The following is a 12,987-nucleotide window of genomic DNA, read 5'->3' on the forward strand; positions in this document are numbered from 1 at the left end:
AATACGAGTCCATAGCATATTTAGAAGCAGGTGACATTCGTAATGAATGAACGAGTTCTGGTAGTTGAAGATGAGGCGGGTATTTCCCGCATTTTACAGCTTGAATTAGAGCATGAAGGATATACGGTCGGTACAGCAGCCGACGGACGGACAGGTTATGAAATGGCCTCAACAGGCGAATGGGAGCTGGTATTGCTCGATGTGATGCTTCCCGAATTAAACGGTATCGAGGTGCTTCGCCGTTTGCGGCAGGCCGGCAACCCGGTTCCCGTTATTTTGCTGACGGCAAGAGATACGGTACCGGATAAGGTCAGCGGCTTTGAGCATGGCGCAAATGACTATATTACAAAGCCGTTTGCGATGGAGGAGCTGCTTGCCCGTGTCCGCAACATTTTGCGCATCTTCCAGCAGTATCCGAAGGAATCCGAAGGCTCCGACCTGATCAAGGTGGGAGATTTAACGATCGAGCTGCGCACCCGCAAGGTATACCGCAAGGAAATCGTTATTGAGCTTACGCCGCGCGAGTTCGAGCTTCTTGTCTATCTGGTCGAGAACAAGAACGAAGAAAAGTCGCGGGAAGACATTTTATCGGAAGTGTGGGGCTATGACTTTATCGGGGAAACCAACCTGGTAGACGTCTATATCCGGTACTTGCGTCAAAAGCTGGACAAGGGGTACCGTCATAAGCTGATTCATACCGTAAGGGGCGTCGGCTATATGATAAAGGAGCCTGACGCATGACGCTTCGCAAACGGTTCACGCTCTTTACGATTTTCTGGCTCATCTTTATTCTCATTCTCTTTAATATCTTTGTTTATTTCTACGTGATCAAGATTACGACGGAAAGCGAACAGCGCGTGATCGGGAATAAAGTGAATCTCATGCTGGAAAATCCGAAAATACAGGACGGCAAAGGGATCTATGATCCCGATCTGCTAAGCGAATATTACAATGTCAATGAAATGATACGAATTATTAGGCCGGATAACAAAATCGTCAATATCACCGGGTCGGATCCCGTTCTTCTCAACCTTCCCGCGTCTTTCCAGGGTCATCACGATACCGGGATGATCAAAAAAGGCAGCGAGCGCATTATGTACATGCGCGTGCCAATCTATGACGGGCCTAACGTGGTTGCGATGCTGGAAATCAACCGGGTGCTGAATGAACTGGACGATTACTTGCAAATTTTGGTCGCAGCCTTGTCGGTAACCAGTGCGGGAGCCATTCTGTTCGCCATCTTCGGGACATATTGGTTCACCTCGCGGCTCACTTCGCCGATGCAGCAGATGATCAATACGATGCGCGAGATCGACAGAAGCGGCAAGCTGCGTAAAATCGAGCCTTCCAGTCATGAGGAATCGGCAGAGCTGCAGCAGCTGGTCCGTGCTTTTAACCAGATGATCGACCGGCTCGACCGAACGTTCGCGCGTCAAAAGCAGTTTGTTGCCGATGCCTCCCACGAGCTGAAAACCCCTCTAACGGTTATTAGCAGCTACGCGGGCATGCTGAAGCGTTGGGGACGCGACGATGCAAGCGTTCGCGACGAGGCTATCGAAGCCATCGATAAAGAAGCGAGCAGACTGCAAACCTTGACGAAGTCGATGCTGATGCTGGCGGAAGCCGAGCAGGAAGATTGGTTGAATCAAGAGATGTTCGATGTGGTGCTAGTGGTCGAAGAGCTGTCGGTTATGCTCCAGACGACCTTCCAGCGGCCGATACGGGTGAAGGCCTTGTCGAGATCCATCCGAATGTATGGAGATAAGGACAAAATCCAGCAGCTGCTTGTCATCTTGCTGGACAATGCGATTAAATACAGTAAAGATCCGATCGATGTTTCCCTCAGCGTGGCGAAAAATATCGTGAAGATTGAAGTGAAGGACAAAGGGATCGGCATTCCGGAGAATGAAATCCCGCATATGTTTGAGCGCTTCTACCGTGTGGACGGTGCAAGAAGCCGAGCGACCGGCGGAGCCGGTCTTGGGCTGTCGATTGCCAAACGTATTGTGGATCTGCATGAAGGCAAGATTGACGTATTCAGCTTGCCTGATCTCGGGACAACGATTACGCTTCAATTCAAACAAAGAAAGTAAGGGGAGAGGTTCGTTGAAATACCGGGTTGCCTCTGTGCAATATAAGCTTGAAGATATTGGATCGTTTGAAGATTTTGCTGTGCAGGTGACGCATTACGTTCGTAATGCATCCGAATACGGAACGGAGATTATTTTGTTCCCGGAGTTTCTGACTACGCAGCTGTTATCGATTGGCGACGATACGGGCAAAGCTTTGCCGATCGACCGTCTGCCTGAATTTACGGAGCAGTATGAAAGCCTGTTTGTTTCTCTTGCTGCCGAATACAACATGTATATCGTTGGCGGTACGCATGTGGTTGATGCCGGTAACGGCAAGCGCCAGAACACGGCTCACCTGTTCCATCCAGGCGGGAAGATTGACCGGCAGGCGAAAATTCACCTCACGCCTACCGAAGTCAGCGAATGGAATATGTCGCCTGGCGACGGTCTGCAGGTATTCGAGACGCCGTTTGGCACCATCGCCATGCTGACCTGCTATGATATCGAATTTCCGGAGATCGTCCGGATGGCTCGCGCTAAAGGCGCGGACGTTATTTTCTGCCCATCCTGCACGGATGACCGTCATGGCTTCTACCGCGTCCGGTACTGCTGCCATGCAAGAGCGGTGGAGAATCAGGTGTACATCGTAACGACCGGTACGGTAGGGGCATTGCGCAAGGTTGATTTTATGCGCGCGAACTACGGTCAAGCCGCGGTGATTACGCCTAACGATATACCGTTCCCGCCTGCGGGGATTTTGAGCGAAGGCGTCATTAACGATGACATGCTAATCGTAGCGGATCTAGACCTGAAGCTGCTGGAAGATGTTCGTTCTGCCGGTTCCGTAACGACCTGGAGAGACCGTCGTACGGACCTGTATACGGACTGGGCATAAGCGCAGCAGCGGAAGGAGGGCGTGAAATGCGCAAACGATTATTTGTCATTCATGACGGAGTTCCAACGGAAGCTATTATACGTTCGTATACGAAGGTAGATTTTCAAGGCTTGATTGCGGTGCAGAGCGAATGCTTCCCGCCTCCGTATCCGGAGGAGCTGTGGTGGAGCGAAGAGCAGCTGAATGAGCATATTACCCGGTTCCCTGAAGGCGCGTTGTGCTGCGAGATCGGCGGCAAAGTGATCGGATCCATGACCGGGCTTATCGTGGATATGAATCAATATCATGAATCTCACAGCTGGGAGCAGATAACGGACAGCGGTTATATCCGCAACCACAATCCCGAAGGGGATACGTTATACGTTGCGGACATTTGCGTCATTCCCGCTTTCCGTAAAGCGGGAATCGGCAAATGGCTGCTTCAGTCCATGTACGAGACGGTTGTGCATTTGCGGCTTAAGCGCCTGCTGGGAGCCGGAAGAATGCCGGGCTACCATAAGTACGCGGCGGAAGAAAACCCGGAGCAATACCTGGACAAAGTGATGAAGGGGATCTACAAGGATCCGGTCATAACGTTCCTTCTTCGCTGCGGCCGCACGCCGGTCGGAATTGCCTCCGATTATCTGGACGACGAGGAGTCCTGCAATTACGCGGCTCTGATGGAATGGCGCAATCCTTTTCTTTAGGTTAGTGCCATTATTTTTTCGACTTCGAATTTTATAGTCCGTGCAGGCACGGAGTGAAAGCTTGGAGCTTTCGGAGCGTAGCGTCCGCCTTTGTTTTTAATTTTCAACCTAAAAGAATATACAATTCGAGAAAATTAAAAACAACAGCGGCCGAAAGCCCAAGCTTTCTCATAGTGCCAGCCCACGGCTATCCATAGTGAGAGGAGAATAATCATGCAATACCACCGCATTACATTCATCAACGATCCTTACTTCGCATCGCTTCACGCGCTGCTCAAACGCATTTTTCCGCCTGAAGAGGTATTGGCCTACGAGCTTTGGAAAGAGCCGCTTGAAGATCCAAGCATTCATGTCTATGTTGCAGTAGACAATGGCGAAGTTGTAGGATCGACCGAATACCGCTATTATCCCGAGCTTCGCGTTGCGATGACCGACTTTACGATTATCGGCGTAGCGAACAAAGGGATTGGCCGTTTCTTGATGCGGGGCCGCGAGAAGGACCTTGCGAGACTATCCCGCGAATCCGGAACAGCGCCGATCGGCATGTTTGCCGAAATCTATAACCCTTACGAAAGAGGCGAGCATGAATTCGGGGGAGTAACGCCGATGAATCCGTTTGTACGCCGCGAAGTTTTGTCGCATATCGGTTACAAGATGATTAACTTCCCTTACGTTCATCCATCCTGGGAGCATAACGGGGAAGCGGTTGAAGGACTTAATCTGTGCTTCCTGCCGTCGGACGAAGACTTAGCTGCTATTCCTGCAGCCCTAGTTGTCCAATTCCTCGAGATCTATTATTCGGCATTGCCTAACAAGCCTCAGCAATGGCTCGATATGGTGGAAGGGCTTCGCGGACGCGATCAACTCGAGCTGCTGCCGATATGATCACCATAACGTTCCGGGGAACGGGGGATGCGATGGGGGTGCCCCGCGTGTACTGCGACTGCGAGGTGTGCGGGGAGGCTCGAATTGGCGGCGTTAACCGCAGGTACCGCTCCCTTGTCCAGCTTGATTCGCCATACCTTGGTACAATGATGATCGATTGCGGCCCGGATTGGGGCAAACAAATGGAAGCTGCGGGGCTGCGTTTCGTGAACCGTATTCTTATCACGCACGCCCATTTCGACCATATTGGCGGTTTGCCGGAATGGGCAGACGCCTGCCGATGGTTGGGAGTAAAAGGGGAAGCATACGCTCCTGCCGAAGTCATCTCGGAGATTGTTCAGCGTTTTCCTTGGCTCGGGCGGAACATGGCTTTTATACCGATTGATCAGCCTTGCACCTTCGGGAATTGGGAGGTATTAGCCTGGAAAGTGAATCACGGAAAGAACGGATACGCATACGCGTTTCGGTTTGACCAGAAGGATTCGGGTATGGCATGGGCATACTGCTCCGATTCCATCGGGCTTACATACGAGCAGCAGAAGCCGCTTTATGGATTGGACCTGCAGGTGCTGGGAACAAGCTTTTACAAGGAGAACTTCCGTTACGAAACAAGATCCGTCTATGATGTGACGGAGGCGCTTGAGCTCCTTCCGACTTGGGGACCAAAGAAGACTTTGTTTACTCATATGTCGCATGGTATTGACCTGAGAAAAATATACCCTCTGCCTTCCTATGCGGAGTTTGCGTTAACCGGTATGGAAGTATCTGTAGGTAAATAGATTGACAAATGGCAATCCGTTAGCGTACATTGTGTGTATAGCTAACGGATTTAGCTATTTCATAGCTTTTTTGCTTATTCCGAAAGGGGAAATTTTAATGTTTGCTGGTGTTCTTAACTCTTAATTGGATAAATCGGTCTTGTTAGATGCGCTTGAACGGCTTGCGGATGCAAAATTTGCATCATATCGCATGCTTCTATCGCGACGTCTTTTGACAAGGACCGGTGCCATGAGTTAAGGACATGAGGATTTCCGCCTGAATGCTATTCGGCAGCGGCCAATCACCCGTGCTCTTGCAGCACGGTTTTTTTGTGCGCTGCGGAGCCTATGACGGGATAGGTGCAGCCGATACAGGGACGGAACGCTTCTGCGTTCTGTTCCTGTTTTTTTGTACCCAAAAACCTTTAAAGGAGTATCTAATCATGAACGAAGCTGTATTTCAAAGACTGGAATATGACAAATTGAAAGACAAAATGATCGGCTACACTGTATCCCCTGCAGGTCGCCTTTTGGCAGAACGGCATGTACCAAGCACCAATCCGAAGCAAATCCGGGCATGGCTGAACGAGACGGAGGAGGCTGCGGCTTTGCTGGCGAGCGGAGCAAGCGTACCGCTTTCCGCCATGGATGGAATCGATCCGTTCCTGGCCTTGCTTGGCAAAGGCAGGATCTACACGGAGACGGAGCTTGACCAGCTGCTCGCTTGGCTTGTTTCCATTGGGCAGATGAAGCGTTACATGAACAATAAACGAATGATCGCGCCAACCATAGCGGGTTATGCCGATTCGATGAATGACTGCCCGAATCTCAGGCAGGAGCTTGACCGTTGTATCCGGTACGGCCGATTGACGGATCAAGCCAGTCCCGATCTCGGGACGATCCGCCGCCATCTCATTGTTATCGAAGATCGCATTCACAAGAAGCTTGAAGCTTCGCTCTCCAAATATAAGTCAGCCCTTCAGGATCCGATAATCAGCAAGCGGAGAGGAAGATCCGTCATATCGGTCAAAAGGGAGCATCGCAAGCTGGTCCCCGGTACCGTATGGGATGAGTCGGCAAGCGGCCAGACCTTGTTTATTGAGCCGATTGACGTTGCTGAGCTGCAGCAGGAATGGCAGGAATGGTCCACGGAGGAGGAGCGGGAGCGGACGATTATTTTATCCAGATTGTCGGATGAAGCGGAGCATTATAAATATGAGCTGCTGCTGAACCGGGAAGCGATGGCGTCGTTTGACTTCATGCTGGCCAGAGGCAAGCTCTCGCTGTCCTATGACGGTCAGCCCGTGACGCTTAGCGAAGAACCGGTCATTAAGCTTGTAGAAGCCCGTCATCCGCTGCTTGGGGGTCATGCAGAACCGATTAACGTCGAGCTGGGTATCAAGTGGAAGCAGCTAATAATAACGGGACCTAACACAGGGGGCAAAACGGTAGCGCTGAAGACCATAGGCCTGCTGGCATTGCTTGTGCAATCCGGTCTGCTTGTGCCGGCTTCGCCGCAAAGCCGGTTTGGCGTCTTCCGCCATATTATGGCCGACGTAGGAGACGGACAAAGTCTGGAGCAGTCGCTCAGCACATTTTCTTCGCATATAGCCGTACTGAAGGAGATGCTTCGTTCAGCCGATGAGCGGACGATTATTCTTCTGGATGAGCTCGCTGCGGGGACGGACCCCGGCGAAGGGATCGCCTTATCCATTGCGGTGCTGGAAGAGCTTCTAAAACGCGGAGCTTTAACGGGGGCAACAACGCATTTTAACGAGATTAAGAAATTTGCTTCCAGAACGCGCGGCTGCATGAATGCCAGAATGGCATTTGATTCCGAAACGCTGCGTCCTCTGTACCGGTTGGAGATTGGGGAAGCGGGCGAGAGCCATGCTTTTGCGATTGCGAGAAGGTTCGGTCTTCCCGAGCATGTGATGCAGCGGGCCGAGAAGCTTGCGGAGGGAAGAGTAGCGATTCGATTGGATGAACCGGCCGAAGAAGAAGGTCATGACGAGGAGACAACGATTATCGAACGGCATGCTCTGCCGAAACAAGCAGAGCAGCCGGAAGAGGCAAAAAACTCGAAGGAGAAATCCCCTGCTCCAGCCTACGCCATAGGAGACGCCGTATGGATCTATCCGCTGAAGCGTGCCGGGATTGTGTTTGAGCCCGCCGACGAGCGGGGAGAAGTAATCGTTCAGGTACAGGGGAAAAAGATGTCGTTCAACCGGAAACGGATAAAACCGTATATCAGCAAAGAGAAGCTGTATCCCGGAGCAGATTATGATATGGATATCGTGTTTGATACGAAGGAAAACCGGAAGAAGCGGAAGCTGATGGGCCGCAAATATGTAGAGGGCTTAACGATCGAGACGAAGCCTGAAGTAACCGGAGAATAACATGCTTCGCCCCGTTAATCTTTACTCTGGATAACTAATAAAGTACCTGTGCGAACGGTCAAGGTGCCGGCGGGATCAGCAAGAATATTGCTAATGCCGAGGGATTGGCCGATACGCAGCGTTGCTTCATGCAGCGGATAGACAAATCCGCGCAGCGTAATCCCGGTTACCTCTTCGGACAGCGGAAGGAGCGAAATATGACTGTATTCGCTTTGATGCAGCTCGGTAGTTCCTTCCTCTGCAAGGGAAATCGTATTATGCTCATCGGTAATCGATGCCTGAATGCCTTGTTCGATTGCAAGCTTCAACAGGTGGACATTTGCAAGGGAATGGTCGAACCTGCTCCCTAGAGCCCCGAGCATTCGGATCTCGGAAGGAGATTGCTCAAGCGCATATCGGAAGGCAAGCTCCGTATCCGTGTAGTCCTTGTCTATCGGATCATATGTGACCGTTTCCCGGCTGGCGGAACGGATAAGCCCAAGCTCCTCGAGAGTTACGGAGTCGAAGTCGCCAAGTGCCAGATCCGGCGTGTATCCATGCTGTACCAGGAACAAAGCGCCGCGGTCAGCTCCTATTAACCGATCGCCTGGACGGATATAGGGACGCACCCATTCTCCTAAACGGCCGCCCGTACAGATAATAATCCGTTTGTTCATCGTTAATCTTCCCTTCTGCCTGTGTAGTGCTGAAGCCAGTATAATGCGAAGCCGGGGTATAAAACTAGGTTTTTGAGAAAAAAGAAAGAAGAAGTGGCAAAAGTAGCAATTGTCAAACCGGATATCCGCGGCTAAAATGATGAAGGACATACCGACAGGAGTGGCGGAGCATGCGCGAATGGACGGTCATCATGGAAGCGGAGGAGTTTGGGAGTTGGACATCTTTGGCGTTTTCAGTATTATCGGTACGGTTGCCTTTGCGGTCAGCGGCGCGATCGTTGCCATGGAGGAAGAATATGACATTCTGGGCGTATTCGTGCTGGGGCTTGTGACCGCGTTTGGGGGCGGGGTTATTCGAAATCTGCTCATCGGCCGGCCGATTATAACGTTATGGAACCAGGGGAGCTTGCTGGAAATTGCTGTTATTGCCCTGACGATTGCATTTCTGCTGCCTGTAACCTGGATTAACAAATGGAAAAAAAGCGAAGCGTTTTTTGATGCCATCGGCTTATCCGCATTTGCTATTCAAGGCGCATTGTACGCTACGGAAATGAACCTTCCGATCAGCGCTGTTCTAGTGGCCGCGATGCTAACCGGGATCGGGGGCGGCATTATCCGCGATGTGCTGGCAGGCAGGAAGCCGCTTGTGCTGAAGGATGAAATCTATGCGGTATGGGCGATGCTCGCAGGCCTGGCAGTAGGCGAAGGCTGGTTCCATACGACCATACAGCTATTATTCCTGTTTGTTATAGTTATCGTGTTCCGCATGCTGTCGGTTTATTATAAGTGGAGACTGCCCCGCAGATCGCTTAAACAGAAGGAGGGTGGCATTATATGAATAACGCGCGCGTATTGTTTGTTTGCCTCGGCAACATTTGCCGCTCGCCTATGGCGGAAGCCGTATTCCGCAGCCTCGTAGAGAGGAAAGGGCTGGCCGACGTCATCGAGATTGATTCCGCGGGAACGGGGGATTGGCATATCGGTAAGCCTCCCCATGAAGGGACCCGCAAGCAGCTTGATCTTCACGGCATCTCTTATTCCGGGATGAAAGCGAGACAATTCACCGCTCAGGACAAAACGTTCGATTATATCGTCTGCATGGATACGAAAAATGAAGCCGATGTACGCCGCATTATCGGAGACGCAGCCCATTCGGCGAAAATTTTCAAATTTATGGACATGATCCCCCAAGTGGCTGAGGACGATGTGCCGGATCCTTATTACACAGGCAACTTCGATTATGTGTACGAGCTTGTAACCGAAGGCTGCGAACGGCTTCTCGATCAGATCGTTAACGAACTGAAATAAGTGCAGCGGCAAATAAAAAAGGCCTTCCCTTGTCAGAAGACAATCGGGAAGGCCTTTTTTCGATTTATTCCACTTCGATAAAATGCATCAGGCCGGCAGGCAGCTCCTGCTGCCAGAAGCCCCACTGATGGCCGCCGTCTTTTTCCGCATAGGTTACCTTCGCGCCGCGCGCTTCCAGAAGAGAACGGGCCGTCCGGTTGATGGCGAGGAAATCAAAGATGCCGTGGCCGGTATCGTAAGCAGTCTCTTGGAAGCCGGCAATCATATAGATCTCCAGCCAAGATAGGTCCTTTTGAGCTTCCATAATTTCACGGGAACGGTCATAATAGGCACCGGATAGCGACAAAATGCGCGTGAACAGCTCAGGATAAGTCAAAGCGAGGTGGAAGGAAATCGTTCCGCCCAAGGAGTCGCCGGCAAGCAGGCGGTGCTCGGGAGCGGTACGTACGGGATATTTACCTTCAATAAATGGAATCAGCTCTTGCCCGAAGAACCGGACATAAGCTTCATGACGGTCGCCGTTAGGCGAGTATTCCGCTGTTCGGTACGTTTTGTCGACATCTACGCCAACAATAATAAAAGGTTCAACGCCTTCATCGAGAATGATGCGGTTTGCCGTTGTGGCAATCCGGCCGAAATTGAAAAAGTCTTCGCCGTCCTGGCAGTACACGACCGGGTAGCTCAGCACCTCGTTATAGCCGGGCGGCAAATAGACGCGCAAGCTGCGTTCGCCCTCGGGCAAATAGCTGCTTTTTATAATTTCTTTAACTACGGTACGCTTTAAATATCGTTCATCAGTCATATGTGAATCCCCCTGAATGGAATGGTTGGCATGTGGGTAAACAATAGTAAGGTAATGAGAATCTGCCCGTTCTCCTGTCATGGTCTGGTATTGAACCTTGATTGTATTATGCTGTTATACAGAAAATTCGAATCTGTTACATATACAATTCATCAGTAAAAACGGCCAGATTAGCGAAAAACAACGGTTTTTATGTTTTTTTCTTTGACCATATTCGGCAAACAGGTGTATTATGATTCTATAACAGAGAGCTCCGATTTTCAAATATTAATGATCGAGGTGAGCGTTCAAAATGAGCAAAGTGCTTAACAAACTGCCATATGAAGTTCAAACGGAACCTGTAAAACCAATATCCGTGTTGTCGCTCGATGGCGACGTGGTTAACCCGGAATATATGCCGGACCTGACTGACGAACAATTGAAAGAAATTATGTACCGTATGGTATTTACCCGTACTTGGGATGAGCGCGCTGTAAATCTTGGCCGTCAAGGCCGTCTTGGCTTCTATGCTCCGGTATCCGGTCAAGAAGCTTCAATGATTGGCAGCGAATACGCGCTTAATAAAGATGATTTCATTTGCCCAGGCTACCGCGATATTCCGCAGCTTGTATGGCATGGTCTGCCTATGTACCAAGGTTTCTTGTATTCCCGCGGTCATCAGCATGGCGGCCAAATTCCTGAAGACGTACATGTGCTTATGCCGCAAATCATCATCGGCGCGCAAGTGCTTCATGCAGCCGGCGTAGCAATGGCATTCAAGAAACGCGGCGAGAAACGCGTAGCGATCACTTACACAGGTGACGGCGGTTCTTCTGAAGGCGACTTCTACGAGTCTATGAACTTTGCTGGAGTATTCAAGCTTCCAGTTATCTATGTTGTACAAAACAACCGTTATGCCATCACAACTCCTTACGAGAAGCAAACTGCTGCTCTTTCTGTTGCTCATAAATCGGTTGCTGCCGGTATCAAAGGTGTTCAAATCGATGGCATGGACGTTCTTGCTGTTATTAAAGCGGTATCCGAAGCAGCTGAACGCGGCCGTAACGGTGAAGGCGCAACTCTGATCGAGATGTTGACTTACCGTTTCCGTCCGCATTCCCTGTCTGACGATGCGACGAAATACCGTACGAAAGAAGAAGAAGCGGAATGGGGCCTTAAGGATCCTCTTATTCGTTTCGGCAAGTTCCTAGAGAAGAAAGGCCTCTGGACGGAAGAAGATACAAACCGTGTGAAAGAGGAAGCGAAAGCGGCTGTTAACGAGAACATCAAGAAAGCGGAAGCAACTGAGAAAATGACAGTTGCCGGCTTGATTGACTCCATGTTCGAAACAACGCCTCAGCATCTGGAAGAGCAAAAGGCTGATTTTCAATAATACCCTTGCCTGACGATGGGATTTTGCACGAGCAAAAATGAAGGAGGATCTGACGATCATGGCTCAAATGAATATGTTGGAAGCAATCCGCGACGCTATGCGCGTGGAGCTTAAACGTGATGAAAACGTACTTATCTTCGGTGAGGACGTTGGTAAAGTTGGCGGTGTATTCCGCGTAACGGAAGGTTTGCAAGAAGAATTCGGCGAGGAGCGCGTATTCGATACGCCTCTTGCCGAGTCCGCAATCGGCGGTCTGGCAGTGGGTATGGGTATTCAAGGCTTCCGCCCGGTTGCCGAAATTCAGTTCGTTGGTTTCATCTATGAAGCCATGGACCAAATGTTCATTCAAGCAGCTCGTATGCGTTACCGTTCCGGCGGCCGTTATAACTCGCCAATCGTATTCCGTACGCCATTTGGCGGCGGCGTAAAGGCTGCGGAACTTCATACAGACTCCCTGGAAGGTCTTGCTGTTCAGACTCCGGGTATTAAAGTTGTTATTCCATCCAATCCTTATGATGCAAAAGGTCTTATGATTGCCGCAATCCGCGACAATGACCCCGTATTCTTCATGGAGCACCTTAACCTGTACCGTGCATTCCGCGCCGAAGTGCCGGAAGGCGAGTATACGGTTGAGATCGGTAAAGCAAACGTTGTCCGCGAAGGTTCCGACGTAACGATCATCGCTTACGGCATGATGGTTCACACAGCCGTGAAAGCAGCGGACGAGCTGGCGAAAAACGGCGTAAACGCGGAAGTTATCGACCTGCGTTCCCTGGTACCGCTCGATATCGATACAATCGTGGCTTCGATTAAAAAAACAAACCGTGCAATCGTTGTTCAAGAAGCGCAAAAAACTTCCGGCGTAGCTGCGGAAGTTATTGCTCAAATCAACGAAAAAGCGATCCTGCACCTCGAAGCTCCAGTGCTTCGCGTTGCCGGTCCGGATACGGTGTATCCTTTCGCGCAAATCGAAGATACTTGGCTGCCAACTCCGGCCCGTATCGTAGATGCGGTTAATAAAGTATTGAGCTTCTAATGCTGCTCATCCTAACGGATGATGGACATACATGCCCGCTTAACAGCGGGCAGAGCCGTCATTAGGCGGCAAACGCATTGAATGCTTACTAGGCAAGAATTACCGCAAGTAAGCGCTA

At 50.7% G+C, this 12,987-nt stretch carries 13 protein-coding genes; 11 read left to right on the plus strand and 2 right to left on the minus strand.

Translation table 11 applies throughout. The features are described 5' to 3' along the window. Window positions 1-42: 42 nt before the first annotated feature. The 7 genes from WFJ73_RS05280 to WFJ73_RS05310 all read left to right on the plus strand — a co-directional run bounded on the left by WFJ73_RS05280 (window position 43) and on the right by WFJ73_RS05310 (window position 7,695). Complete coding sequence (locus tag WFJ73_RS05280) at window positions 43-741, plus strand: response regulator transcription factor (protein WP_015844236.1); 699 nt, start codon at window positions 43-45, stop codon at window positions 739-741. Continuing rightward, window positions 738-2,093 (plus strand): HAMP domain-containing sensor histidine kinase, encoded by a 1,356-nt coding sequence (locus WFJ73_RS05285; RefSeq protein WP_336772023.1) that lies wholly within the window; start codon window positions 738-740, stop codon window positions 2,091-2,093. The genes WFJ73_RS05280 and WFJ73_RS05285 overlap by 4 nt, the downstream gene beginning before the upstream one ends. A 13-nt stretch (window positions 2,094-2,106) precedes the next feature. Further along, complete coding sequence (locus WFJ73_RS05290; RefSeq protein WP_336772024.1) at window positions 2,107-2,967, plus strand: carbon-nitrogen hydrolase family protein; 861 nt, start codon at window positions 2,107-2,109, stop codon at window positions 2,965-2,967. Window positions 2,968-2,993: 26 nt separating this feature from the next. Next, window positions 2,994-3,653: a GNAT family N-acetyltransferase gene (locus WFJ73_RS05295; protein WP_336772025.1), complete on the plus strand. Its 660-nt coding sequence runs from the start codon at window positions 2,994-2,996 to the stop codon at window positions 3,651-3,653. Between the two features lie 213 nt (window positions 3,654-3,866). Then, window positions 3,867-4,538, plus strand: coding sequence for a GNAT family N-acetyltransferase (locus WFJ73_RS05300; RefSeq protein WP_336772026.1), 672 nt, complete (start codon window positions 3,867-3,869; stop codon window positions 4,536-4,538). Further along, on the plus strand, window positions 4,535-5,317 hold the full coding sequence (locus WFJ73_RS05305) for an MBL fold metallo-hydrolase (RefSeq protein ID WP_336772027.1): 783 nt from the start codon (window positions 4,535-4,537) through the stop codon (window positions 5,315-5,317). The genes WFJ73_RS05300 and WFJ73_RS05305 overlap by 4 nt, the downstream gene beginning before the upstream one ends. Before the next feature lie 422 nt (window positions 5,318-5,739). After that, a complete protein-coding gene (locus WFJ73_RS05310) occupies window positions 5,740-7,695 on the plus strand; it encodes an endonuclease MutS2 (RefSeq protein WP_336772028.1) in 1,956 nt (651 codons plus the stop codon). Between the two features lie 14 nt (window positions 7,696-7,709). Here WFJ73_RS05310 and WFJ73_RS05315 read toward each other — a convergent pair whose 3' ends face one another. Beyond that, window positions 7,710-8,351, minus strand: a complete 642-nt coding sequence (locus WFJ73_RS05315) for a thiamine diphosphokinase (RefSeq protein WP_336772029.1) — start codon at window positions 8,349-8,351, stop codon at window positions 7,710-7,712. Window positions 8,352-8,565: 214 nt separating this feature from the next. Between WFJ73_RS05315 and WFJ73_RS05320 the strand changes: the two genes are divergently transcribed. Beyond that, on the plus strand, window positions 8,566-9,189 hold the full coding sequence (locus WFJ73_RS05320) for a trimeric intracellular cation channel family protein (RefSeq protein WP_336772133.1): 624 nt from the start codon (window positions 8,566-8,568) through the stop codon (window positions 9,187-9,189). Continuing rightward, window positions 9,186-9,659, plus strand: a complete 474-nt coding sequence (locus WFJ73_RS05325) for a low molecular weight protein-tyrosine-phosphatase (protein ID WP_336772030.1) — start codon at window positions 9,186-9,188, stop codon at window positions 9,657-9,659. The genes WFJ73_RS05320 and WFJ73_RS05325 overlap by 4 nt, the downstream gene beginning before the upstream one ends. Window positions 9,660-9,723: 64 nt before the next feature. On the opposite strand, the gene WFJ73_RS05330 is transcribed toward WFJ73_RS05325, so the two are convergent. Continuing rightward, window positions 9,724-10,461, minus strand: coding sequence for an alpha/beta hydrolase (locus WFJ73_RS05330; protein WP_336772031.1), 738 nt, complete (start codon window positions 10,459-10,461; stop codon window positions 9,724-9,726). 292 nt (window positions 10,462-10,753) lie between these two features. On the opposite strand from WFJ73_RS05330, the gene pdhA reads away from it, so the two are divergent. Both pdhA and WFJ73_RS05340 read left to right on the plus strand, forming a co-directional pair. Next, window positions 10,754-11,833, plus strand: coding sequence for a pyruvate dehydrogenase (acetyl-transferring) E1 component subunit alpha (gene pdhA, locus WFJ73_RS05335; protein ID WP_336772032.1), 1,080 nt, complete (start codon window positions 10,754-10,756; stop codon window positions 11,831-11,833). A 58-nt stretch (window positions 11,834-11,891) separates the two neighbouring features. Continuing rightward, a complete protein-coding gene (locus WFJ73_RS05340; protein WP_336772033.1) occupies window positions 11,892-12,869 on the plus strand; it encodes an alpha-ketoacid dehydrogenase subunit beta in 978 nt (325 codons plus the stop codon). Window positions 12,870-12,987 lie beyond the last annotated feature (118 nt).

This window comes from Paenibacillus sp. MMO-58 (assembly GCF_037146255.1).
Lineage (GTDB): Bacteria > Bacillota > Bacilli > Paenibacillales > Paenibacillaceae > Pristimantibacillus.